This window comes from Streptomyces sp. NBC_01635 (genome assembly GCF_045209715.1).
GTDB classification, from domain to species: Bacteria; Actinomycetota; Actinomycetes; order Streptomycetales; family Streptomycetaceae; genus Streptomyces; species Streptomyces hirsutus.
This window is the reverse complement of the sequence record NZ_CP109277.1, coordinates 8,355,755-8,380,149: the sequence shown is the minus strand read 5'-3', so window position 1 is coordinate 8,380,149 and position 24,395 is coordinate 8,355,755. Positions and strand designations below refer to the sequence as shown.

Below are 24,395 nucleotides of genomic sequence, written 5' to 3'. Positions count from 1 at the left end.
TTTTAGTCGCCAGACCTGCCCCAAAAGGCGATCACCGTGTTCGCCCCGTCGGCACCCTTCAATGGCCTGCACCACGCCGACCAGCGGGCCGTCTCGATCGTATGGCGGATACCGCCTTGCTCGTCGAGGTCCGATGGAACTGCAGTACAGCAGCGAAGTACAGCAACCAACCCGACCGCAGCCAGTCTTCACCGACCACAGGCACACGTTTGTTCAGCTGGGCACCCCTCAGCGACCGCCCCGCCCGTAGTTCGCATCGAGGGACTGTGGCACGGTCCGCGGGCCGTGCCACTCTCGTGCCAGAACGGACAGGGCCTCACGGGGAACTGCGGTACGCCACGGCACTCAGCACCAGACGCGCGCGAGACGGCAAAGCCGCTGGTCACTCGGGCGCCCGCCCAACCTCGCTCCTCAAGCGGGTGTCGCAGGTTCAAATCCTGCCGGGGCACCAGCGCAAAGGCCCCGGACCGATCATGGTCCGGGGCCTTTTGGAATCAAGGCCGACGTGCCCTCAGCCGGCGGCTTTGGCGATGATGCGATCCATCTCCTCTCGGCCAAAGGCCCGCAGGGTCGTCGTACGGACGTTGCCCACTCCGCCAAGCTGCAGGAGCAGCGCGGTGGCGGTTTCCTCGTCGGGTGCCTCAACAACGGCCACGAGGTCGTACGAACCGACGGTCCAGTAGAGGTTCAGGACCTTCGCCTCGAGCTTCTGCGCCGCTGCGGCGAAGGCCTCGGAACGCTTTGCGGTGTCCTTGTAGTTTCGGATCCCTTGATCGGTCCAGTTCAGCAACGTGACATACGTCGGCATGGTCTTTCACCTTCATGAGGGAACACATCGCGAGGTCAATCCTGGGCATCGCGACCGAAACGCGCACAAGGTGTGCGCCCGAATGAGCAACAGCAGCCGATCACCTGTGGCTGGTCGCAGTGGCCGGAACCGGCGAAATTGCACTGTCCATGACACGTACCATCCTCCTGTCGGGGCCACCCTCGCCCAGCGTGAGCAGTTCCTGGGCGACACCCACCCCGACGCCCTCACCAGCCGCAAACAACCTCGCTCATGCCCGTCAAGTCGCCGAAGGTGTAAAGCAGAGAAGTGCAGCAACCTCAACGACCGCAGCTGATCTTCAGCAGCCGTCTACGGCGGATTGACTCGTCCACCAGACCTCAATGGCGACCCAGCCGAGAGTTCGAGACGAAGAGGCGTGCCAGACCCGTGCCAGATATTGCGGGGAGCCACGGGGAACACCGGTCACCAAGTCGGCGCCCGGCGAGCTACCAGCCCTGCTCCGCACCAGGTCAGTGCAGCAACCAGTACCAAGAAACCCAAGCTTCCCAAGCTGAGAGCTCGAATGTCAGAGTCAGGTGCTAGCTTCCGCCCCCCCCAAGCGAAACAGGAAGGGGATGAGGGCTGGTGGGGACTTCAGGGTGGGACTGCTACGTGCCGTACCAGGAAGACCTGAACGCTGCGCTTCAGCAGCTGCGGCGGGAGGCGTGTGAGGCAGGGGGCAGGCTCGCCCCCCGTAACAGGTCTGCCCCTGCTCGAAAGAATGGCCCAAGTGCCCAACATGGCAGGGCACCCAGGCCACTTCAGATGGCGGGATGGCGCGGCCACACACCGAACTGCAACGGGCGACTAGCCTGCAGAACAGAGGCCGGTGCTCGGGCAGAACACAACCCCCGTGTAGTTGTAGCCGGCCCGTATGGTCACGGGATTTGGGTCGGGAGGAATGTTGACGTATGAACCCGCGTCAGCTGTAGCGCTGAAGTGGACCGTCGTCCCGATCGGGAAGCTCGCAGTGCAGGTACCGGTCGGGTCAGGCGCCGGGTCACCGACGTACGGATCCCACGCCGAAGTGTGGCAGTTGATCCCGGCGGGGTTGCTAGTGATGGTTCCACCACCCCAGCCGTCGCTGACATACGCGTTCAGTTGAGCGGTGGACTGAGCCTCAGCCGGGGCGACGAAGCCGATCGCGGCGGCCGTGGCGAGTGCGGTGATGACTCCCGTCGCGCGCCAGGCGCGGTTTCTGTACTTACTCATGGGCGGCCCCTCTGATCGAACCGACCCCCTGCGACTAGGCTATTCGCCCCCTTGGGGACCCACAAACCGGGCAGGTTCGCCGTCACCGCCGACGGCGGTTGCTCTCAACGGCCGCAGACACTGTGTTTACGGGAGACCGGGTTGTCCGGAGGTGCTGAGGATGCTCCTTTGGAGTGGACACCCTGACAATGGATCTTGATGGTCCAGGGAGGGATGTCCAGGTGGGACGCAAGTCTCCGTATCCGGAGGAGTTCAGAAAGGACGCCGTCGCGCTCTACCGTGCCGCGGGTGGCAAGCGGACGTACGCGGCGGTGGCCGCGGATCTCGGCATCACCGCGGAGTTGCTGCGGACGTGGGTCCGCAAGGACGACTCACAGGCCGTGCCCGGACGCCGTGACTCGGGCGGGAGCAAGGCGGAGGAACTGGCCCGACTGCGAGCGGAGAACGCCCGGCTGCTGAAGGCGGAGAAGGAGTGGCACCTGGAACGCGAGATCCTGCGCCGGGCAGCCGCCTATTTCGCTCGGGAGGTGAAGTGATCCCCCACCGCTGGGACTTCATCTCCGAGAACCGCGCCGACTTCGGCGTGCAGCGGATCTGCCGGGTGCTCGGGGCGTCCCGCGCCGGCTACTACCGGCACCTGGCCACGGAGCAGGACCGCGCCGGGCGCCAGGTCGAGGAGAAACGGACCGTGAGCGAGATCCGCGCCATCCACGCCGAGCACCATGGCGCCTACGGCGCCCCGCGCGTCCATGCCGAGCTGTGTGCGAGGGGGCGGAGGATCAACGGCAAGCGCGTCACCCGGCTGATGCGGATCAACCACATCGTCGGGCGGCACCCGCGGAAGAAGAAGCGGACGACGATCGCGGACAGGACCGCGCCGCCCGCACCGGACCTGGTGATGCGCGACTTCACCGCGGACACGCTGAACACCAGGTGGTGCGGCGACATCACGTACATAGCCTTCGGCGCGACGTGGCTCTACCTCGCCACAGTGATCGACATCTGCTCGAGGAAGGTGGTGGGCTGGTCGATCGCCGACCACATGCGCACCTCGCTGGTCACTGACGCGATCGAGATGGCCGTGGCCACCCGCGGCGGCCGGGTTCGCGGCGTCGTTTTCCACACCGACAGGGGTGCCCAGGGCAGTACAGTGCGGCCGCCTTCGCGGAGGTGTGCCGTCGGCACGGCATCCGGCGCAGCATGGGCCGGGTCGGTTCGAGCTATGACAATGCCCTCGCCGAGTCGTTCTTCCAGGGCCTCAAGCGCGAGTTGCTCCACAGGAGGCGCTGGACCTCGAAGGCACAGACGCGGCTCGAACTGTTCCGCTGACTGTCGTACTGCAACCGGCGCCGTCGGCATTCCGAGCTCGGCTACCTCACACCAGCCGAGTTCGAACAGCAACTGATCACGTCACGTACGCTGTCACTCGTCGCGTGAAACCCGGTGTCCCCTCCCGGGGATCAACCTCAGAGCGTGTGCCACCCCGCTCAGGCGGCCAACTCTTCCCGGGCCGCGCGCAACAGGGCCCGGAGAGAGCGGTGGCGCCGCTGGTGACGAGCGCCACCTGCGGGCTCGGGGTCGTCGCTGTGAGCAGGAGGCCGCGGGCCTCCGGGCTCGGGTGCGACGGCCGAGGACTTCCGGAGAGGAACACCCGGGCCGTCTCGTCCCCTGGTGTCAGCGTCGGCCTGTTCGCCGCCGATGACGAACTCTCGGGGCCTGGTGACGATCGCGTGGGGGCCACAACGAACCGTTCTCCGCTGAAGCCGGGCGAAGCCGTCGCAGAGGGCTCCTGGGCACCTGGTCACAGCCAGCCGGAGCGCTGTGCCTGCAGGGCCATCTGGAAGCGGTTCGCGGCGCCGAGACGGGCCATCAGGATCTGGAGGCGGCGGAACAGCGTACGGCGGCTGATGCCCAGTTCGCGGGCGATGACGTCGTCGGTCGCGCCGCCGGCAAGGAGACGCAGCAGGCGACGGTCGGCGGGTGGGAGGCCGACGGGGCCGGGGGCGTGGCCGTGGATGGGGAGGGCGTTGTGCCATGCCTGCTCGAACAGGGCCACCAGGGCGGAGAGCAGGCCGCACGGCTGCACCACCAGCATGGTGTTGTGCACGTCCACTTCCTTGATCGACAATGACACCAGGGCGTACGCCTCATCGATGATCAAGAGCTTGACCGGCACCGATGGCAGCACCCTGGCCTGCTCGCCCGCCTCGATGCAGGGTTCGATGACGTCCTTCAGGTGGCCGGGGTACTCCAGTGACTCCCGTGAGTAGACGACGCGTTGTGTCACCCCGCGGGCCAGCGTCGCCAGGGCGTCGTCGGTGGCGCCGGCCAGAGGGGCGTACGGCGGGGACTCGAACTGCCGGATCTGCTCGCGGGCGCTGGCCCACGCATGGCGCATCCTCGGACCGATGGCTTCGCCGGTGACGACCTCGACGAGGTTGTCGTTGTACGCGGCGAGCCGTTGGCGCCGGAACGACTCGAACGCGCCGGTGACGGCGATGCGCGACTCCTCGAGCTCGGCCGCTCGGTGCCGGGCGAGGATTTCCAGGCCCGCGGCGGGCGGCACCGGGGCCACCGTGTCCCCGTCCTCGGCTGCGGAACTGGCCAGACCGGCGTCGGCCAGTTCTCCGTACGCCGCGGCGAGATCGGTCCCGCCCAGCCCGGCCGCCGCGCCGATCGCGCTCAGCGGAGCGGGAGCCAGCTCCAGCAGGGCCAGGTAGACCCGGCACGCCGTGTGATCGAGCCCCAGCCGCCGGAGGGCCTCGCCGAGTTCCGCGTTCGCCATGGGGCACATTATCGATGCTTTCCGCCCGGGCCCGTGGCCGATCTGTGCCACTGGCACTGTTCGGCCCCAGCGTCTGTCGCGAGGCGGTACCGTCCGGGAGCCGCCGCCAACCGGCGGCAGCGAGGGAGCCCGAAACCCCATCGGGCGGGGCCACCCTGCCCGGACGGTGCGCTTGCCAGCCCTCGCCGCCAAGATATGGGCTTCCTTGGAAGCACATACAAGCCCAACGGAAAAAGGTGCACGACGTGGCGAAGCGCCGGAAGAACGGCCTCTACCCGGAGATCTCCGCAGAGCTGTCCGCCCTCATGCGGACGGGCTGGGCGGACACCGAACGACACGACCTCCAGCTCGCCGAGCAGGCCCCGCACGCGACCCGCCGCCGCGCCGCGCTCTCCGCGCGGTTCCCCGGCGAACGCCTCGTGGTCCCCTCGGGGAACCTCAAAGTCCGCTCGAACGACGACACCTACCCCTTCCGTCCGTACTCGGGCTACGTGCACATGGCCGGCGACCAGGTCCGGGACGGCGCGCTCGTCCTCGAACCCCGCGCGGACGGCGGCCACGACGCCTACTGCTATCAGCTGCCGCGGGACAGCAGGGACGACGACGAGTTCTGGACGGGAGCCCACGCGGAGCTGTGGACGGGCAGGCGCCGCTCACTCGCCGAGTCGGAGCGTGTACTCGGCCTGCCGTGCCGCGACGTGCGCACCGCGGCTGCCGACCTGGCTGCCGCCTCCGGAGCACCGACGCGGATCGTCCGTGGGATCGACCCCTCCCTCGAGGCCGCCGTCACCACCGACGCGGGGCGGGACGCCGAACTCGAAGAGGCGCTCAGCGATCTCCGCCTCGTCAAGGACGCCTGGGAACTCGGGGAACTACGCAAGGCCGTGGACTCCACCGTGCGCGGCTTCACCGACGTCGTCGCAGAACTCTCCCGGGCGATCGCGTCGTCGGAGCGGTGGATCGAGGGCACGTTCTTCCGCCGGGCGCGCCTCGAGGGCAACGCCGTGGGCTACGGCTCGATCTGCGCCGCCGGCGAGCACGCCACGATCATGCACTGGACGGACAACGACGGCCCGGTGCGCCCGGGGGACCTGCTGCTGCTCGACGCGGGCGTGGAGACGCACTCCCTCTACACCGCCGACGTCACCCGCACGCTTCCGATCAGCGGCACCTTCACGCCCCTGCAGCGCGAGATCTACGACGCGGTGTACGAGGCCCAGGAGGCCGGCATGGCGGCGGTCAAGCCGGGCGCCCAGTACCGCGACTTCCACGAGGCGGCCCAGCGCCACCTGACGGCACGGCTGGTCGAGTGGGGTTTCATCGAGGGTCCCGTCGACCGCGCGTACGAGCTCGGTCTGCAGCGCCGCTTCACCATGGCCGGCACCGGTCACATGCTGGGCCTGGACGTCCACGACTGCGCGCAGGCCCGCACGGAGGACTACGTCGACGGTGTGCTGGAGCCGGGCATGTGCCTGACCGTCGAGCCGGGCTTGTATTTCCAGGCGGACGACCTGACGGTGCCCAAGGCGTGGCGCGGCATCGGCGTCCGGATCGAGGACGACCTGGTCGTCACCGACGACGGCCACGAGAACCTGTCGGCGGCCCTGCCACGCGCCGCGGACGAGGTCGAGGCGTGGATGGCGCGCTTCTCCGGCTGAGTGCGGCGGTGGCGTCGTCGGTGCGCCAGTGCACCGGGTGTTCGCCGTCGCCCTCGGTGATGCAGGGGACCCTGAAAACATCGCCGGGTACATTCTCAGCGGCGCCGAGACTCCCACCGAGCCCCAGCATCTCCAACTCAACACCGTGCGGACGCACCTGTACGGAGCTCGATGCTCTCACCCACCACGTCCGGTCATTCGCGGCCATGCCCACCGAGCGCCAGGGCGAGCGGCTGCCGGGACTGGCTCGACGCCGTCCCGGCAGGGCAGCCTTCCCGCCTCCACGCCCACACTGCCGGCACCGACCGAGACCGTGAGGCGGCCGTCGTCGGCCTGACCCTGTCGTGAACTCAGCTCGGTCATCCGGCGCTGCCGGGCTGCCACTGCTTCGCGTATTCCGCAACCGTCTTCTGCCACTGCTCCCGGCGCGCTTCCGCGACAGACGGCGCCGTGCGCTTCTTCTCCGCGTAGATCTGCGTGAGGCGTTCGATCGCGTCGTCCTGCGTGCCGAAGCCGCCTTCCTCACGCTGCTTCCCCAGCCCGTTCCGGAAACGGATCGTGTACGGGTGCGGGCACCGGGTCGGCCTGGCACAGCCGCAGCCCTTGAAGAACGATCCCTTGCCGCGGGCGAGCCGACGAGCCACGAAACGCGACCTTCCGAACGGGAACCAGGCATCCGCGCCCGGTCCCCCGCCGTGGCGGTCACCAGGTCAGCAAGCCGGGACGCCTCCGCACCCAACGCTGACCATTTGCTGACCCGAGCGACTCCATCATTCCTCTGACCTGCGCAAACACCCAAACGCTAGATCTTGGACTTGAACAGAGTACGCAGCATTCGGGACTCCCGGAAGACGGCTCCCTGCCTGCTTTGTGCAGGTCAAGGGCGGTCGTCACTGTACATCGGCACGCGTCGGACTCGAAGATTGTGAGGAACATCGTTTCACTTTGAGGAGAAGGCCACCTCCCTGCGCTTCCGCGGGGACCGGACGGTTGTGACGCCGCCCACCAAGCCATGCCGATCGCGAGGGTCGCCGCCACCACGGCGGCGACCCGGGACCATCAGCGATGTCTCCGTGGAGGGACGAGGGAGACCGCACTGCAGGCCGTCACCGATTCGCCCTTTCGTTCGCGGCAGGCCTTGTCAGGCGCGGGTCCAGCGTTGGTTGCTGCCGTTCGAACAGGAGTAGAGCTGGATCAGGGTGCCGTTGGCGGTGCCGCCCCCGACGGCGTCGAGGCAGAGGCCGGACTGGACGCCGACGATGGATCCGTCGGAGTTGAGGCGCCACTTCTGGTTGTCGCCGCCCCAGCAGCTGTAGATCTGGACCTTGGCACCGTTGCCGGTGCCGGCGGCGTCCAGGCACTTGTCGCCGTAGACCCTGAGCTCGCCGGCGTCGGTGTACGTCCACTGCTGGTTGGTGCCGCTGTGGCAGTCCCACAGCTGGAGCTGGGTGCCGTCGGTGGTGCCGGCGTTGGGCACGTCCAGGCAGCGGCCCGAACCGACGCCCTTGATCGTTCCGCCGTCCGCGGGCGGTGTGGTGGAGCCGCCGTTGAGTGCGTTGAGGACGGCGGTGTAGGCAGGCTTCTTGCTGCCGTCGTTGTTGAACAGCAGCGGCGTGTGCTCCGATCGCCAGGAGTCGCTGTCACGCACACCCCAGACGGTGATGCCGAGGCAGCGAGCGACGGCCAGGCAGTCGTTGACCACGTTGGCGTAGGTCGTGGCCGAGGCACCCTGGATGTCGAGTTCGGTGATGGCCACGTCGACGCCCAGGGCGGCGAAGTTCTGCAGGGTGGTGCGGAAGTTGCTGTTGTAGGGACTGCCGCTGTTGAAGTGCGACTGGAAGCCGACGCAGTCGATCGGCACGCCGCGCTGCTTGAAGTCCCGGACCATGGCGTACATGGCCTGGGTCTTGGCCCAGGTCCAGTCCTCGACGTTGTAGTCGTTGTAGCAGAGCTTGGCGGACGGGTCGGCGGCGCGCGCGGCGCGGAAGGCGACCTCGATCCAGTCGTTGCCGGTGCGTTGCAGGTTGGAGTCGCGCCGGGCTCCCGAACTGCCGTCGGCGAAGGCCTCGTTCACGACGTCCCACTGTGCGATCTTGCCCTTGTAGTGGCCCATCACGCCGTTGATGTGGTCGATCATCGCCTGGCGCAGCGCGCTGCCGCTGAGGCTCTGCATCCAGCCGGGCTGCTGGGAGTGCCAGGCCAGGGTGTGACCGCGCACCTGCTTGCCGTTCTGCACCGCCCAGTTGTAGACGCGGTCGGCGGCGGTGAAGTTGAACTGGCCCCGCTGCGGTTCGGTGGCGTCGATCTTCATCTCGTTCTCGGCCGTCACCGAGTTGAACTCCCGGGCCGCGATCGTCGCGTACGTCGAGTCGCTCAGCCTGTTCGCGGCGATGGCGACGCCGAAGTAGCGGCCGCTCTGCGCCGCCGCGGCGCCGAGCGTGCTCTCGGCGGCCTGAGCGGGCGGCGGCGCGAACAGCGCGGTGACCACACCGAGGACGCCGGCGACCAGCGCCAGCAGCAGAACGCGGATCTTCCGCCGGACGACGGGTCTGGGAAGGGCATGAGAGCCCATGGCTGTGCCTCCAAGGTAGGAATGACGGGATCACCGGACACCGCGGTCGTGGGACCCGGCAGGATCTCAACCGGCACGGACGGGCCCGGTCGGCCGCCGAGTGACGTACGCCGGGCGGCAGCGGTCTCTCGACACAGACACGGGGGTACTCCGTCGCGGCTCAGCCGGGTGGCGTCACGCGGTATTGCACACCTCTCCGACCGCACGAAGCGTCAGGACGCGTCGGTGCGAGCCTCACCGGAACGAAAAACGGGGTGGCGCAGGTGTTTTGGTGCACGGATCTGCCGTGCAGCTGTGTGCGGCTCTGCCGTGCGGCACAGCCCGCTCGGGACAACGGGGTTCGAAATCTCGGCCTACGGTCGGTTTACCAGACAGGATGATTGAGGGGTTGACGGTGACTCGTCAACCCTCATGGTGAAGAAAGTTTCCACTTTTCGTTCGAAACTTTCGATCCCGGAGGGGGCGAGCCGGACGGATCCCTGGACCGGCGAGCCGTATCGCGAACTTGCGAGGGTTTTCCGGTCGGCGCGAGAGCCTGTCACGCTCGAAGGAGGGAGGAACCGCTTGCGGACAGATCGGCGAAAAGCCTTGACCGGAGGACCCCGCCTCCCTAGCTTGTGGCGTCAATGAATCGGGATGTCTTCGAAAGTTTCGAACCTGTCCTCGCCCTCGGCGCGGCCGCTCCGCGGTTCATCGGCGTCACCTCACCCCGCCCCCAAGGAGGCCCTCTGATGCGGTTTCGCCGCCTGTCCCCGGTCCACCCGAGACGCTTACTCAGCGTCCTCGCACCCTTGCTACTCGTGGCCACCTTCCTCGGCGCCCAGCCCGCCGAGGCCGCGACCGTAGACCCCAACGCCTCGTATGTGCTGGTCAACCGCAACAGCGGCAAAGCCCTGGATGTCTACAACAGGGCGACCGACGACGGCGCCCGCATCACCCAGTGGACCAGGAACGACCAGAACCAGCAGCAGTGGCAGTTCGTCGATTCCGGTGACGGCTACTACCGCATCAAGTCCCGCCACTCGGGCAAGGTGCTGGACGTCCACAACTGGTCCACCGCGAACGGCGGCTCGATCGTTCAGTGGGCCGACCTGAACGGCACCAACCAGCAGTGGCGGCTGGCCGACAGCTCGGACGGCTACGTGAGGCTCATCTCGCGCCACAGCAACAAGGCCCTCGAAGTACAAGGCGCCTCCACCGCCGACAACGCGAACATCGTCCAGTACGACGACTGGGGCGGCACCAACCAGCAGTGGCAGCTCCTCAAGGTCGGCGCCGACACCCCCGGCCCGTGTGATCTTCCGTCGACCTACCGCTGGACATCAACGGGCGTGCTGGCGCAGCCCAAGCAGGGGTGGGTCTCGCTCAAGGACTTCACCGTCGCCCCCTACAACGGCAGACAACTCGTCTACGCGACCACGCACGACACGGGGACGAGGTGGGGTTCGATGAACTTCGGCCTGTTCACCAACTGGTCGGAGATGGCCTCGGCCGGCCAGAACACGATGTCCAATTCCACCGTCGCACCCACGCTCTTCTACTTCGCGCCGAAGAACATCTGGGTGCTCGCCTACCAGTGGGGCGGGACCGCCTTCTCCTACCGGACGTCGAGCGACCCCACCAACCCGAATGGCTGGTCGTCCGAGCAGGTGCTCTTCTCCGGAAGCATCTCCGGCTCCGGAACAGGGCCCATCGACCAGACACTCATCGGTGACGGCACGAACATGTACCTGTTCTTCGCCGGCGACAACGGCAAGATCTACCGGGCCAGTATGCCGATCGGGAACTTCCCGGGCAGCTTCGGCTCGACCTCGACAGTGATCATGAGCGATACGACGAACAACCTGTTCGAAGCCCCGCAGGTCTACAAGCTGCAGGGCCAGAACCGTTACCTCATGATCGTCGAAGCGATCGGCTCGCAGGGCCGGTACTTCCGCTCGTTCACGGCCACCAGTCTGAACGGCTCTTGGACACCCCAAGCCGCGACCGAGAGCAATCCCTTCGCCGGCAAGGCCAACAGCGGCGCCACCTGGACCAACGACATCAGCCATGGCGAACTGATCCGCACCGGCCCCGATCAGACCATGACCGTCGACCCCTGCAATCTGCAGTTGCTCTACCAGGGACGCAGCCCCAACTCCGGCGGCGACTACGGCCTCCTGCCCTACCGTCCGGGTCTGCTGAGACTGCAGCGCTGACGGCATGACGCGGGTCCGGCTCCGGTAGGGAGCCGGCGTGGCGGGCTCGGCGGAAGGCCGAGCCCGCCACGCCGTGATCTGAAAAGCCCAGGTCGCCCGCCGGCACAGTGAAGGACCTTCAGTGACCTTCTTCCGGCGCGTGGACCATGCTGCCGAGCGGAGCAAGGCAGCGGCGCACCAGGACGAGCGTGCGCTCCGTGACCGTAGCGAGCGGAGCACCGCCATCGACGGCGGCAAGGGCCGTGTGCGGCATCCCTGCGATCGAATCCGCCGTGAGCGCGGGTTCGGGGGCACCGAGCTGCCGGACGGCTGCGCGGACTGGTTCGACCTGTTCCAGGTGGAGTCCCATCAGCCGTTCCTGGCAGGCCGGAGGGAGACCGGCGCCCATGAGGGGGGCGGCGGGTCTATGTGCGCCTTCGACGCCGAGGCGGAGGTTTTCCCCGAAGAATGCCTCGACGCGTTCCACCGGGCCGTTCGCGGCGGCCATGGCACGGGTGAGTGCCTCGCTGGAGCGCCGGAAGGCTCCTGCTCGGGCGCGATCCCGGCGGTCGCAGGGGGCTGACCGGCTGAGCGGGGTCCGAGCCGCTGGATCCACCCGAGCAGCCCGAGCACGCCTATGACCTGCAGAAATGTTCTGATGCTAGACCCTGGACATGAACAGAGTACGCAGCACTTCGGGCTCCCGGAAGACGGCTCCCTGCCTGCTTGCTGCAGGTCAAGGGCGCTCTTCACTGCACAACGGCACGCCTTCGACTCGAAGACTTTCCCGAACATCGTGCGCCGTGGCGAGCAGGCTTCCCATCTGCGTGATCCGCGCGGATCGAGCTGCCGCGAAGCCGTCGACCAGGAGCAGGCACGGAAGACTGTCCTGGTCCAATGCTGATCGGATGCCGACTCACCTGATGACCCATCAGGTGAGTCGAGAGGTCCAGAGCAAGTTGCTGACCGAGATCAGCTCTGCCGTCCTCCTGCCCGGAGGACTTCCACAGGCGACCTGGGGGCTGCGGCACGTCCGGATCGGAAGGTACCAAGGGACGTCCGCCGCATTGATGAGCAGCCGGCGGGCAAGGGAGCGGTATACAGCCGGCGCAACGACGCGCGAAGAAGTCAGCCACCCCATGACGCCGCCGCCGCGCAGGTTAAAGATCAAGCCAGGCGCCTCAAGGATCACGAGAAGCGGCGTGTCTCACGTATCAGCCCAGCTCAGGGCACCCACGCATACGGCAGGAGAGCCCTCATTTCGTCTGGACCTATTTTGTCTAGACCTCTTGCCCCGCCCGTGACCTGCGGGCTACGTTTCCCGCTGTTCGGAGTCCTTCACGTTTCCTTCGATTCCCTTGATGCGCAAGGCTGGAAGGAGCATGTCCGCATGCAGGACCGGAGTCTGTCCAGACGAACCGTTCTCGCTTCCGCGACCGTGGTCGCTGCGAGCGCAACGGGCCTCGTGGGCGTGACGGCCACCCCCGCGGTCGCACACAAGCGCGACAACCGCCTCAAGAAGATCATCTCCAAGATGAGCATCGAGGCGAAGATCGGCCAGCTGTTCGTGCCGTACTTCTACGGTACGTCGGCGACTTCTCCCAGCCAGTTCGACCAGGACCGCAACCTCAGGGAACTCGGCGTCCGCACTGTTGCCGAGCTGATCGCCAAGTACCACATCGGCGGTGTCATCTACTTCTCCGGCTGGACGAACAACATCCAGGACCCCCGCCAGATCGCGGACTTGACGAACGGTGTGCAGCGGGCCTCGCTCGCACTGCCCACCCCCGTCCCGTCCCTGATCTCCATCGACCAGGAGCACGGGGTCAACGTCCGCATCGGCAGCGGCGCCACCCAACTGCCGGGCGCGATGGCGCTCGGCGCGGGCCGCTCGCTCTCCGACGCGCGCACCGCCGGACGGATATCGGGCACCGAACTCGCCGCCCTGGGCATCCATCAGAACTTCGCCCCGGTCGCCGACGTCAACGTCAATCCGGCCAACCCCATCATCAACGTCCGCTCCTTCGGCGCCGACGCCCGCGAGGTCGGTCGCATGGTGGCGGCCCAGGTGACGGGTTATCAGCAGGCCGGCGTCGTGGCCTGCGCCAAGCACTTCCCGGGCCACGGGGACACCGGGGAGGACAGCCACACCGAACTGCCCGTGATCACCCACACCCGCGAGGAGTGGGACCGCATCGACGCCCCGCCCTTCAAGGCCGCGATCGCCGCCGGCGTCGACTCGATCATGACCGCGCACCTCCAGGTCCCCGCGCTCGACCCCAGCAACGAACCGGCCACCCTGTCGCCCACGATCCTCCAGGGCGTGCTGCGTGACGAACTCGGCTTCGACGGCGTGATCGTCACCGACGCCCTCAACATGCGCGGCGTGCGCACCAAGTACGGCGACGACCGCGTGCCCGTCCTCGCCCTGAAGGCCGGCGCCGACCAACTGCTGTTCCCGCCGGACATCGACGTCGCCTACAACGGCGTCCTGGCCGCCGTCCGCAGCGGAGAGATCACCGAGGACCGACTCGACGAGTCGGTCCTGCGCATCCTGCGGGTCAAGGACAAGGTCGGCCTGCTCGGCGGCAGCCCCTACATCTCCCCGAAGGCGGTCGACCGGGTCGTCGGCGCCCGCAGGCACCGGCTCGCCGCCGCCCGGATCGCCGAGCGCACCACCACCCTGCTGGTCAACGAGGAGGAGGCGCTCCCGCTGCGCCGCAGGCAGAAGAAGCTGCTCGTGGTCGGCGCCAGCCCGGCCTTCCCGACCGACGACACCCGCACCACGGTGCCCGAGCTGGCCAGGGCCTTCGACGAACTGGGCTACAGCACCACCCACCTCGCCACCGGCCGGGCCCCCGACGCGACGAAGATCGACGAGGCCGTGGCCGCCGCACGGGGACGGGACGCGGTGGTGGTCACCACCGACAACGTCGGCGCCACCAGTTCCCAGCGCACCCTGGTCTCCCGGCTGCTCGCGACGGGCGTCCCCGTCGTCCACCTCGCGGTGCGCAACCCCTACGACATCGCCCACCTCGGCGACGTCCCGGCCTCACTGGTCTCCTACTGCTGGACCGAGGTCGAACTGCGCGCCGCCGCCCGGGTGATCGCCGGCCGGGTCGAGCCGCGCGGCAAACTGCCCGTGCCCATCCAGCGGGCCGACGACCCGACCAAGGTCCTCTTCCGCTCCGGGCACGGCCTGTCGTACGAGCACTGACGTCCGCGTCCTCGCACAGCTTTCCGCCCCGGTACCCCCTGAGAGGGAGCACCGGGGCCGGCCAGCTCGATGCCGGCAACGCACCATCCCGGCCAGCGGTCGACACAGTGTGAGCAAGGCACCCCGGTCAACGATGTCAGGAGTCAGACCTCCCTCGCAGGACAGCACCCACCAAGTTTCCTCACGCTCGAAGCCCTGGCCCCAACCCCGCTCAAAACGTCCGGTCCCGTTCCCCGACCTTGAACCACTCCGGGTCTGCTGGAGGCTCGATTCCCCGAGAGGATCGAGTCAAGGCCCGTCCGTCCCCTCACCCTGCCGAACTTCGCGAGCGTGCGGTGCGCACGGTCGCGGAGATCCGCCCCAACTGCCCGACCGAGTGGGCCGCGAGGAAAGCAGTGGCCGCGAAGCTGGGCATCGGTGCCGCCGAGACGGTGCGGACGTGCGTCCGCAAGGCCGAGGTCGACACTGGACGGCGCCCGGGGGTCACCTCGGAGGAGGCCGCGGGGATCAAGCGGCTGAAGGCCGAGAACGCCGAGCTGCGCCGGGCCAACGAGATCCTCAAGGCGGCCTCGGCCTTCTTCGCGGCCGAGCTCGACCGGCCATCGAAGCGTAACGGTGGAGTCGGGTATGGGAACTGCTGGAATGCCTTCACAGTGGAAGCCTACGAACATGGCCGAACCGGACCGGAAGAGTGGCTCCGGTTCGGCCACATCCGGAGCGTTCGGCATGCGCACACCTCCCTCAACGGCACGGGAGCCTCGTGCACCGCGGACGCCGACGCCGTCACCCGTTCAGTGGCCACGCTGAAAGAGCTCACCGAGTGGCCGCCGACACACCAATCCGACGGACGGACCGGCCCAGGTGCAGTCTGTCGCACGGAGGCCGGGCTACGGCTGTAGCCGGCGGTCCCGTGCGCGGGGCTCGGGCTCCTCGGTCTGGATCGTGGCAGTCATCTGCTCCGGCTCGAAGATCTGGTCGCCGTACAGGTCCTGCAGCCAGTTGCTCTGGTAGATGGTGTCGAGGTAGCGCTCACCGAGGTCGGGTGCGATGGCCACTGCGGTGATGTCGCGGGCGTCGTGACGGGACAGCCAGTCCGTCGCACCGCTGACCACCGTTCCCGTGGAGCCGCCGAACAGGAAACCGCGCCGGGCCATGCGGTGGCAGGTGCGGATGGTCTCCGCCTCCTGGACGTGGATCACCTCGTTGACGTAGGACTCGTCGAGCAGCGGGGGACGCATGCTCATGCCGAGCCCGGGGATCATCCGGCGGCCTGGTTCGCCGCCGAAGGCCACCGATCCCACGCTGTCCACGGCGACGATGCGCACCGGCCTGTGCCACTGCCGGAAGTAGCGGGCGCAACCCATCAGGGTTCCGGCGGTGCCCGCGCCGATGAACAGGACGTCCAGGCGCGGAAAGTGACGGGCGATCTGCTGTGCCGTCGTACGGTAGTGCGCCCGCCAGTTGCCCTCGTTGGTGTACTGGCTGAGCCACACGTACCGGCGGTCGGAGGCACACAGCGAGCGGACGTACTCGATACGTGTGCCCAGGAAGCCACCGTTCTCGTCCGGGTCCGCCACAATGTGCACCTGGCTGCCGAGAGCCTCCATCAGCAGGCGGGTCGACAGGTTGCAACGGGAGTCCGTCACACACAGAAACCGGTAGCCCTTGCTCGCAGAGATCATGCTGAGAGCCACGCCCAGGTTTCCGGACGAGGACTCGACGATGACGGATCCCGGTTTCAGGATGCCGGCCCGCTCGGCGCTCTCCACCATCTCGTTCGCAGCCTTCAACTTGATGGAGCCGGCGAAGTTGAAGCCCTCGCACTTCAGGTAGAGGGGGCATCCGAAGATCGACTTCAGGTCGACGAAGAGACGGCCTTCGTTGAAGTCATGAGGAGCGGATATGACGGGCACGATGGGCCTCCTGGCGCCGGGGAAGGGCAACGACTTCAGCCGTACCGGCGCAGGTCGTGGAAGAAGTTGTCGATGAGGCGGAGGTTTCCCGCCCTGGCTGCCTCGTCGTAGACGTACTTGCCGACGGCGAGGTCGAGGACACCGAGTCCGAAGGGTGAGAAGACCACCGGTCGGTCGGTCGGTGGGACGGCCCGTCCGCACATCACGTCGTCGAGCGTGCCGTTCAGGAAGTCCCGATTGCCGGTGCGCTGTTCGGTCAGATGGGGAGAGGTGCCGGCCTTCAGACAGTGCTCGACGTCGTCGACGAAGTTGGCCGAGGTCATGAGGACTTCGGGGGCGAGGTCACGCAGGGACACGTGCAGGACCAGGGGGTTGTGGGAAAACAGGGACGGGTCGGTGACGTGGGGTTCGCCTGCGACGGTGGCGAAGACCACGAGGTCGCTGACGCGGATGAGGTCCTCGGCACTGTCGTGAACGGTGACCTCGGCGGTGGTCCCGCTCTGCCGCAGGTACCCGCAGAATCCGGAGGCGCTGTCGGCGGCGAGGTCGTGTACGCCGATCGTGTCGAACGTCCAGCCGGTACCCGCGAGAAACGTGTGGATGTAACGGGCGATCAGTCCCGTGCCGAAGAACCCGACACGGCTCGGGCGCGGCCGGGAGCGGCTGAGCCAGTCGGCGGCCAGCGCGGCGGACGCCGCCGTCCTGGTCGCGCTGATGATGGAGCTCTCCAGGCAGGCGAAGGGGTAGCCCGTGCCGGGGTCGTTGAGGATGAGGACCGCGGAGGCGCGAGGCAGCCCGGCCCGCACGTTGCCCGGGAAGCTGGAGATCCACTTGAGGCCGTCGACGTGCACGGACCCGCCGATGGAGGCCGGCAGCGCGATGATCCGTGAGGTGGGGCGGTCGGGAAAGCGCAGGAAGTAGGACGGCGGGTTGACCGAGTCCCCGGCACCGTGCAGCCGGTAGGTGGCCTCGACCAGTTCGACGATCTGCTTCTCGCGCCCGTCGAGTGCTTGCTGCACCTGCTCACCGGAGATCACCGCGAACGTCGGCGCCGAAGCCATGTCGGGCATGACCGGCTGCGTGGGGGTGGACACCAGGTTGGTCATCGCCGGCTCGCCTCCGGGGTCGGGTCGCAGTCGGCCGGTCGGTGGGGCTCGGCCATGCCGACCAGCACCTGCCGCTCTCCGGTGAAGGGCTCTCTGCTGTGCGCGGTGCGGATGTTGTCGATGAGCAGCAGGTCACCGGCCTGCCAGGGCTCGCGTCGGGTGTGCTCTTCGTAGGTCGCGTTGAGCAGCTGGACGATGTCCTCGCCGATCGGACTGCCGTCCCCGAAGCGGGTGTTGAACGGCATCCCGTCGTCGCCGTAGACGTCCACGAGGTACTCGCGCACCTCCGGGTCCAGCGTCCACTCGTTGAGGAAGGCGATCTGGTTGAACCAGCAGTCCTTGCCCGTGAGAGGGTGCCGGACCACGGCCGGGCGCCGCTGCGTGGTGCGCAGGGAACCGTCCGGCTGCCAGGTGAAGTCGATGGCGCCCGCCCGGCAGTAGCGCTCGATCTCCGCGCGGTCGCCGGTGCCGAACGACTCCTCCAGGGATGCCCCGATCTCGTCGTTGTAGGAGCGGGTCAGCAGCCAGCCCTCACGCGCGAAGCGTTCCCTCGGCTCGGCGGGAAGCGCCTGAAGGATCTGGGCCGCGTCGGCCACCGCCGTCGCCCCGCCCTGGTCGGGCGCGGTCAGACACGCGAAAAGCATGAGGCCGGGAGTCTCCAGCGTGTAGCTCAGCTCGTGGTGCATGCACATCGGCTGGTTGGCCGGCCAGGTCGTGGAGGAGTAGAGCCCCGGGCCGAACTCCTGGCGAGGGGCGAAGGACTCCCGCTCTGTCATGAGACCGCCGGTCAGACGGGAGAAGACGGCGCCGACCTGATCCATGTCCCGCAATCCCAGGCCTCGGACCAGCAGTGCCCCGTGTTCGGTGACCTGTGCGCGCAGCGCTTCGCGGTACTGCGTCGCCCAACTCGGGGCGTCGGCGGGGGTGTCGATGTGCACCAACGCCGGTCTGTCCGGCCGCAGCTCCACGTCGAGCGGGGCTGCCAGGAATGAGGTCGACATCTCGGTTTCCTTTCGGTTGCCCTTCTGGAGGCTTGGTGAGGTTCAGGGGGAGGCCAGCGGTGCGACGGCGGCCAGGACGGCCTGCGCCGCCTCACCCGGGCGGAGGCGCGGGAAGTAGTGGCCGCCGTCCGCGAGCTCGTGCAGATCCACGTGCTCAACCAGCAGCAGCCAGTCCCGGTGGGCGTCGGCGTATCCAGCCGTGCACGGGTCGTCGGCGGCCACGACCACCGACACCGGAACCGACAGCTTCACCCGTGGCGGGTTCTCCAGGGCGTCGCAGAAGTACCGGTGCGCCGACAGGCAGTCATGCCGGTAGGCGGCACCGATGTGCTCGGCGTGCTGCGCGTTCAGCTCAGCCAGCTCGATGTAGCCGCCTTCCGTGGCCAGACGCGCGGCGACCGCAGCACTGTGACAGTATGTCAGTTCCTTTACAGCGACCCGGCGTTCGGCTGCGGTGCCGAGCAACTGCGCACCGAGGAAGAGCCGCGTCACCTCCACACCGCGCTCCTGGAGCCTGCGGACCGCCTCCATGGCCGGTGCGGTGCCCGACGAGTGGCCCCACAGCATGACCCGGGTCAGGCCGCGCGCGGTGATCTCGACGGCGACCCGCTCTGCCACCTGTGCGACGGACGCGAACGGCTCGTGGGCAGCGGCGAGGTCGTGACCGGGCAGGTCCACCGCGAGGACCCGCGTACCGCTTCCCGCCAATGCATCGGCCATCGGCTGGTAGTTGACGGCGTTGCCGCCCGCGTAGGGGAAGCACACGAGTGTGCACTCGGGCGTCGCGTTGGCCTCCGACAGCGGCTGGAGCAGCTCCGTGCGCTGCCTGGCCGCGCCGTCGAGGAGGGCGGCCAGGTCGGCGAGTACCGGGTGCCGGGTGATGTCCTTGAGGGACACCGCGCGGTTGAGCGCGATCGTGAGCTTCACCGCGGTGAGGGAGGTGCCCCCGGATTCGAAGAAGTGGTCCGTACGGCCGATCTGATGCTCGGGCACACCGAGCAGCTCGGCCCAGGCGGCCGCCAGCCTCCGCTCGGCCTGGGTGCCCGGTACGCGGTCCTGCTCGCCCGCGGCGTCGTCGTGCGCGGCAGGCACCCTCTGCTCGGCCAGCGCGGTGAGCGCCTTCCTGTCGGTCTTTCCGTTGACGGTCAGCGGTAGGACCGACTGCCAGTGGAAGGCGGAGGGGACCATGTAGGCGGGCAGGTCGGTGCCCAGCGCGTCGCGCAGCTCGTCCGTGGGCAGCTGCCGTCCCGAGTAGAAGGCGATCAGGTGCTTGCCCTGCCCTGCCCGGTCGTCGACGACCACCACGCCGTCCCGCACGCCGGGAACCCGCAGCAGGGTGTTCTCGATCTCTCCGATCTCGATGCGGAAGCCGCGGATCTTGACCTGGTTGTCCCGACGCCCGAGAAACTCCAGCTTGCCACCGGGGTGCCAGCGGCCCCAGTCACCGCCCAGGTAGAGCCGCTCACCCGGCCGGTACGGGTCCTCGAGGTACGCCTCACGGGTCCGCTCGGGATCGTTGACGTAGCCCCGGCCCACACAGACACCGGAGAAGGCGATCAGCCCGGGGGCGCCCAGCGGCACCAGCGACAGCCGCTCATCCACTACATAGACGTGCACGTTGTTGACGGGCCGCCCCAGCAGGACGCGCTCGCACACCCCGTCGATGATCTCGTGGTTGGTGTCGTCCGAGGTCTCTGTCAGGCCGTAGGCGTTGACCAGCTTGATCCCCGGCTGGACGGCGAACCAGCGCTGGACCAGCTCCGGTTTGAGCGCCTCACCGGTCACCGACACGTAGCGCAGGTCCGGGAGCTCGCGGGGGTGCTGCTCCAGGTACGAGACCAGGACCTCCAGATAGGAGGGCACGAGCTGAGTGACACCGGCCCGGCCGCTCGCCAGTGTGTCGACGAACCGCTCCACGTCCACGAGCACGTCCTGCCCCACCAGCAGCGTCCGCCCGCCCACCAGCAGCGCGGACACCAGCTGCCACAGCGAGATGTCGAAGCACTGCGGTGCCGTCTGCGCCACCACACCGTCCTCGCCGATGCCCAAATCGTCGATCTTGGCGAAGAGATGGTTGAGCATGCCCGCGTGCTCGCACATCGCCCCCTTCGGCTCGCCGGTGGAGCCGGAGGTGAAGTAGATGTAGGCGAGCTGGCCGGCGTCTACCGCGACGCCGGGGTCGTCGTCGGCGTGCGGTTCCGCGTACAGGTCCGCGATGAGCAGCCTCTCGGCCTCCGGTACGGTGGCCATCGCCTGGTCGAGGGTGCTGGTGCTGCCCGATTCGGTCAGCACCAGCCGGCATCCGGCCCGCGCCAGCGTCGCCGCGATACGGCCGGGCGGGAAGTGCGGCTCGATCGGCAGATACGCGCCTCCCGCTTTGAATACCGCCAAGGTCGCGGCCAGCCAGTCGAGACCCCGTTCGGTGACGACGGCGACCACGTCCTCGCGGCCCAGTCCTCGGGCCAGCAGCGCCCGCGCCAACCGGTTGGCACGCCCGTTGAGTTCACCGTACGTCCACTGCCGCTCGCCGTGCACCGCCGCCACCGCGTCCGGATGCGCCCGCGCGCGCTGCTCGAACAGTTCGTGCGCCCGCGCGTCCGGCAGCGTCCGCCGGGGGCCGGCCAGCCCTTCCAGCTGCTCGTGCGTCTCAGCGGCCGACAGCAGGCTCTGCCGCGTGTGCCCGGCGTCCACATCGGCCGTCATCAGGCCGAGCGCCGTCAGGTGGTAGCCGGCGATCCGGGTCGCGCTCTCGCCGTCCAGGATGTCCGTGCGGTAGCGCAGCCGCAGTGTGAGCCGTCCAGCGCTTTCGGACCAGTGCACGTGCATGACGTCCTCGCCGGCCGGTGTCTCGTCCGCCACCGTTGATCCGAACACGACCTCGTACGACGGTTCCGCGACCCGCAGTTCGTGACGCAGCTCCTCCACCGGGAACTCCCGGTACGCCAGCACTTCCGCCTCCGCATGGTGAGCCGACGACACCAGCGCGCGCCAGGTGCCGGGGGCTACGGCGAGGCGGCAGGGCAGGGGCTCGCCGCGCGCTTCGGCGGCGTACCCCGTCACCACGTCCTGCTCGCCGGAGAGGGCGGCCAGCACCTTGGCGTGCGCCGCCAGCAGCAGCGCGCTGACCGGCACTTCCAGCTGCCGTGCCAGTCCCCGTACCGCATCCGTCACGACCTCGGGCACCGACGTCTCGTGTTCGGCCGCACCGGGAGCCGGCTCCCGAACCCATCGCGGCACTGCGGTGAAACCACCGGCGGTCAGCACACGGCTCCAGAACTCCCGGTCCGCCTCCACACGCGCTCCCATCAGAATGCTCCCTCAGTTCACGGTCGCCGCAGCAGCGGTGCTGGCCACGGACGGTGGTGTCCTGCCGCCGGTGCCACCGGGCTGTGCCTCGGCCTCCGGCATCTCGACGGCGGGGTTGCCGCCCCAGCGCGCGTGCGGGGGGATCTCCTCGCCCTTCATGAGGAAGGAATCGGGCGCCAGTTCCGCGCCGTCGCCCATCGTCACGCCGTAGTGCACGTGCGCGGCGACGCCCAGCGTGCAGCCGGTACCGAGCGTGGTGACGTCGGACTTGAAGGTGCCGTCCTCCTGCGAGTGGCACTGGACCTTGCTCCCGGCGTTGAGGGTGGATTCGTCGCCGATGGCGGTGAGCGTACGTTCCGTCAGGTAGCAGCCGTCGTCGAAGACCCGGCTGCCGATGCGGACGCCCAGCAGTCGCCAGACAAGAGTCTTGTAGGGGGTTCCGTTGAAGATGTTCAGGTAATGGTCCGGGACCTTCCACAGGCGCTCGTGCGACCAGAAGGCGGGGTCGTAGATGGAGCACAGCATGGGGCGCAGCCTGCGGAACGACGTGGCGCAGCGTTCCACCAGGATGTAGTAGGCGGTGGAGAGGGCCAGCGTCAGCGCCATGTACGCGGCAATCACGATGTGCCCGAGCACGCCGTACATCTGCACGGAGGCGAGGGCGAGGAACGTGAGCGTAAGTGTGTGCAGCCACCGCACGAACAGCATGAGGGCCATCGTGCGCACGTTGTGGCGGTTCTTCGCGGCGAGGCGGCGACGCAGGACCTCGCCGGTCCTGAGGTCGTCGAACCGCGAGTCGCGCTCCACCGATCTGGGGATCTCGAAGCACGGCGAGCCGAGGAGTCCGACCCCCTCGCGGACCTCTCCGTCCAGGGGCACCATCACCTTCGTCGCCAGCAGGCAGTTGTCGCCCGTCCTGCCGCCGGTGGGATAGGCGATGTTGTTGCCCAGGAAGTTGCGCGGACCGATCGATGCCCGCGACAGCCGGAAGGACGTTGCGGAGTAGTCCGCGTTGATGACGGAGAGTCCGTCGGCCACCATCGTTCCCCTGCCCACGGAGACGAGCACGGGGCTGTCGTGCTGCACCTCGGTGCCGAAGTTCGACCCGGTCTGCTCGACGTGCGACAAGTCGTATCCAATGCCGCGCAGGTAGTGCACGATGTACGAGCTGTCCCCGAAGAGCCAGGCGAAGAACTTGATGTTCGTCATCTGCGCCGTCGCACGATGTACCGCGTACGGGAACCCGTAGAGCGGGTACACCCTGTCCGGTCTGACGGCCAGGCTGAGCAGACGCGGGAGGGTGCACAGGGCGGCTAGACCCAGGGTGATGAAGCCGAGGAACAGCACGAGGGAGAGGACCAGCGCGTCGGACACCAGTTCCGACAGCGTCAGCGCGGCCGTGGGTTCGAGCCGCTTGCGGATCGCCGGCACCTCGCTGAACACCATGTACATCCCGCCCACGGCCAGCGGGGTGTACAGGAAGAACAGTTGGAGCAGGGAGGCGAGAGCGAACCAGGCCCGGCGCATGGTGCCGCACCAGGCCGGCGCGACCCGCAGGTAGTCGACCTGCGTGGGCTGTGCGGGGGACCCGTGCCAGCGCTCGCCGTCCGGGACGGCCTGGCCCCGGTGCAGGGACGAGGTGTGTCCCAGCTGCGCACCGTCGCCCATGGACGTATCGATGTCGAGGACGGTTTTCTCACCGATGTAGACGTCGCGGCCGAGGGTGATCCGGCCGGTCTGGATACGTCCCGCGTGCGCCCGGTAGCCGAGGAAGAACGAGTCCTTGCGGACGACCGTGCCGGAGCCGATCGTCAGCAGGTCGGTGCAGACCGGGACGGAGCGGGAGAGGATCGTGACCCCTCTGCCGATCCGCGCGCCGAGTGCCCGCAGATACAGCACGTACAGCGGATTTCCGACGAAGAGGACCATCGGATTCGCATGGAGCAGTACCTTGACGACCCAGAAGCGCAGGTACGTCATGCTCCAAACGGGGAATTCGCATGACTTCCAGCGACCTACGAGCACCCATTTGGCGACGACCGGGAAAGCACACAGAGCCAGGAATCCGACACCGCCGAACAGCAGCGACCGCAGATAGATGTCCACCAGATCCGAACCGGCGGCGACCCACTCGTATCCGCCTGCGGTGACGAATCCGGCGGCTAGCGAATACCCCAGGAAGAACAGCAATTGAAGCGTTCCGCAAAGGACGTGGGAAAGCCTACTCGTCCGCGTGACCGGATCCGGCGGCCTCATCCGCGTAGAAGCCTGGAGGGCAGCCGGGGAATCAGCGGGAGCCGGGGCGGACTCCGCGAGGGCCGCCACCAGGCTTCGGATCGTGGGGTACCTGTAGATGTCCTTCATGGACGGGGAGGGCAGGTCCTCCCGCTTCCGGACCCGCGCGCAGAACTGTGCCATGATCAGCGAGTTCGCACCAAGGCCGTCGAAGAAGTGCGCGTCGGCCGGAACGCTCTCGACGCCTACGACGTCGGCCAACGCATCCGCCAGTCGCGTTTCGGTGTCCACTCTCGTCGGACCGGGACCACTCCGCCTGATGACGGCGCTTTCGTCCGGTCCTTCTATATGGACATCCGAGGGCTGCTCCACGATTTAATCTCC

Annotated in this window: 14 protein-coding genes, 1 tRNA gene and 2 pseudogenes; 6 read left to right on the top strand and 11 right to left on the bottom strand. The window is 68.1% G+C overall.

Annotated elements, in window-relative coordinates; translation table 11 throughout:
• Window positions 1-348 precede the first annotated feature (348 nt).
• Window positions 349-451 (top strand) — tRNA-OTHER (locus tag OHB56_RS38200).
• Window positions 452-511: 60 nt separating this feature from the next.
• On the opposite strand, the gene OHB56_RS38195 is transcribed toward OHB56_RS38200, so the two are convergent.
• Both OHB56_RS38195 and OHB56_RS38190 read right to left on the bottom strand, forming a co-directional pair.
• Window positions 512-808 (bottom strand): GYD domain-containing protein, encoded by a 297-nt coding sequence (locus OHB56_RS38195; protein ID WP_326756265.1) that lies wholly within the window; start codon window positions 806-808, stop codon window positions 512-514.
• An 828-nt stretch (window positions 809-1,636) separates the two neighbouring features.
• The gene (locus OHB56_RS38190) at window positions 1,637-2,041 is read right to left on the bottom strand and encodes a hypothetical protein (protein ID WP_406358470.1); all 405 of its coding nucleotides are present in this window, start codon (window positions 2,039-2,041) and stop codon (window positions 1,637-1,639) included.
• Between the two features lie 221 nt (window positions 2,042-2,262).
• Between OHB56_RS38190 and OHB56_RS38185 the strand changes: the two are divergent.
• Window positions 2,263-3,478: pseudogene (locus OHB56_RS38185) on the top strand (IS3 family transposase).
• 364 nt (window positions 3,479-3,842) lie between these two features.
• Here the strand turns inward: OHB56_RS38185 and OHB56_RS38180 are convergent.
• Window positions 3,843-4,826: a LuxR family transcriptional regulator gene (locus tag OHB56_RS38180; RefSeq protein ID WP_406358468.1), complete on the bottom strand. Its 984-nt coding sequence runs from the start codon at window positions 4,824-4,826 to the stop codon at window positions 3,843-3,845.
• A 245-nt stretch (window positions 4,827-5,071) separates the two neighbouring features.
• Here OHB56_RS38180 and OHB56_RS38175 point away from each other — a divergent pair, with 245 nt between their 5' ends.
• Window positions 5,072-6,484, top strand: coding sequence for an aminopeptidase P family protein (locus tag OHB56_RS38175; protein WP_406358466.1), 1,413 nt, complete (start codon window positions 5,072-5,074; stop codon window positions 6,482-6,484).
• 359 nt (window positions 6,485-6,843) lie between these two features.
• Here OHB56_RS38175 and OHB56_RS38170 read toward each other — a convergent pair whose 3' ends face one another.
• A complete protein-coding gene (locus tag OHB56_RS38170) occupies window positions 6,844-7,128 on the bottom strand; it encodes a hypothetical protein (RefSeq protein WP_326756260.1) in 285 nt (94 codons plus the stop codon).
• A gap of 497 nt (window positions 7,129-7,625) precedes the next feature.
• Window positions 7,626-9,056, bottom strand: coding sequence for an endo-1,4-beta-xylanase (locus OHB56_RS38165; protein ID WP_406358464.1), 1,431 nt, complete (start codon window positions 9,054-9,056; stop codon window positions 7,626-7,628).
• 731 nt (window positions 9,057-9,787) lie between these two features.
• Here OHB56_RS38165 and OHB56_RS38160 point away from each other — a divergent pair.
• Window positions 9,788-11,254 carry a non-reducing end alpha-L-arabinofuranosidase family hydrolase gene (locus OHB56_RS38160; RefSeq protein WP_406358462.1) on the top strand — a complete coding sequence of 489 codons (1,467 nt, stop codon included), beginning with the start codon at window positions 9,788-9,790 and terminating at the stop codon, window positions 11,252-11,254.
• A 118-nt stretch (window positions 11,255-11,372) separates the two neighbouring features.
• Here the strand turns inward: OHB56_RS38160 and OHB56_RS38155 are convergent, their stop codons facing one another.
• The gene (locus tag OHB56_RS38155; RefSeq protein ID WP_406358460.1) at window positions 11,373-11,741 is read right to left on the bottom strand and encodes a hypothetical protein; all 369 of its coding nucleotides are present in this window, start codon (window positions 11,739-11,741) and stop codon (window positions 11,373-11,375) included.
• Between the two features lie 882 nt (window positions 11,742-12,623).
• Here OHB56_RS38155 and OHB56_RS38150 point away from each other — a divergent pair.
• Together OHB56_RS38150 and OHB56_RS38145 are read left to right on the top strand one after the other, a co-directional pair.
• On the top strand, window positions 12,624-14,450 hold the full coding sequence (locus OHB56_RS38150; RefSeq protein WP_406358458.1) for a glycoside hydrolase family 3 protein: 1,827 nt from the start codon (window positions 12,624-12,626) through the stop codon (window positions 14,448-14,450).
• Window positions 14,451-14,719: 269 nt separating this feature from the next.
• A pseudogene (locus OHB56_RS38145) lies at window positions 14,720-15,060 on the top strand (IS3 family transposase); the annotation flags it as partial.
• A 277-nt stretch (window positions 15,061-15,337) separates the two neighbouring features.
• On the opposite strand, the gene sbnA reads toward OHB56_RS38145, so the two are convergent.
• From sbnA to OHB56_RS38120, 5 genes are read right to left on the bottom strand one after another with little or no spacing between them, the layout of a single operon-like run.
• Entirely contained in the window at window positions 15,338-16,363 is a 1,026-nt protein-coding gene (gene sbnA / locus OHB56_RS38140; protein ID WP_406358456.1) for a 2,3-diaminopropionate biosynthesis protein SbnA, read from the bottom strand.
• 35 nt (window positions 16,364-16,398) lie between these two features.
• Window positions 16,399-17,469: a 2,3-diaminopropionate biosynthesis protein SbnB gene (gene sbnB / locus OHB56_RS38135; protein ID WP_406358454.1), complete on the bottom strand. Its 1,071-nt coding sequence runs from the start codon at window positions 17,467-17,469 to the stop codon at window positions 16,399-16,401.
• A complete protein-coding gene (locus OHB56_RS38130) occupies window positions 17,466-18,470 on the bottom strand; it encodes a TauD/TfdA family dioxygenase (protein WP_406358452.1) in 1,005 nt (334 codons plus the stop codon). The genes sbnB and OHB56_RS38130 overlap by 4 nt, the downstream gene beginning before the upstream one ends.
• 42 nt (window positions 18,471-18,512) lie before the next feature.
• Window positions 18,513-21,776, bottom strand: a complete 3,264-nt coding sequence (locus OHB56_RS38125) for a non-ribosomal peptide synthetase (RefSeq protein WP_406358450.1) — start codon at window positions 21,774-21,776, stop codon at window positions 18,513-18,515.
• Window positions 21,777-21,788: 12 nt separating this feature from the next.
• The gene (locus OHB56_RS38120; protein ID WP_406359296.1) at window positions 21,789-24,386 is read right to left on the bottom strand and encodes a Pls/PosA family non-ribosomal peptide synthetase; all 2,598 of its coding nucleotides are present in this window, start codon (window positions 24,384-24,386) and stop codon (window positions 21,789-21,791) included.
• Window positions 24,387-24,395 lie beyond the last annotated feature (9 nt).

What these genes read in the sequence shown, in the direction of transcription:
- OHB56_RS38150 (WP_406358458.1), top strand. Translation starts at nt 12,624, where the DNA reads ATGCAGGACCGGAGTCTGTCCAGACGAACCGTTCTCGCTTCCGCGACC.
- OHB56_RS38190 (WP_406358470.1), bottom strand. Translation starts at nt 2,041, where the DNA reads ATGAGTAAGTACAGAAACCGCGCCTGGCGCGCGACGGGAGTCATCACC.
- OHB56_RS38125 (WP_406358450.1), bottom strand. Translation starts at nt 21,776, where the DNA reads ATGGGAGCGCGTGTGGAGGCGGACCGGGAGTTCTGGAGCCGTGTGCTG.
- OHB56_RS38180 (WP_406358468.1), bottom strand. Translation starts at nt 4,826, where the DNA reads ATGGCGAACGCGGAACTCGGCGAGGCCCTCCGGCGGCTGGGGCTCGAT.
- OHB56_RS38155 (WP_406358460.1), bottom strand. Translation starts at nt 11,741, where the DNA reads ATGGCCGCCGCGAACGGCCCGGTGGAACGCGTCGAGGCATTCTTCGGG.
- OHB56_RS38160 (WP_406358462.1), top strand. Translation starts at nt 9,788, where the DNA reads ATGCGGTTTCGCCGCCTGTCCCCGGTCCACCCGAGACGCTTACTCAGC.
- OHB56_RS38165 (WP_406358464.1), bottom strand. Translation starts at nt 9,056, where the DNA reads ATGGGCTCTCATGCCCTTCCCAGACCCGTCGTCCGGCGGAAGATCCGC.
- OHB56_RS38130 (WP_406358452.1), bottom strand. Translation starts at nt 18,470, where the DNA reads ATGTCGACCTCATTCCTGGCAGCCCCGCTCGACGTGGAGCTGCGGCCG.
- OHB56_RS38195 (WP_326756265.1), bottom strand. Translation starts at nt 808, where the DNA reads ATGCCGACGTATGTCACGTTGCTGAACTGGACCGATCAAGGGATCCGA.
- sbnB (WP_406358454.1), bottom strand. Translation starts at nt 17,469, where the DNA reads ATGACCAACCTGGTGTCCACCCCCACGCAGCCGGTCATGCCCGACATG.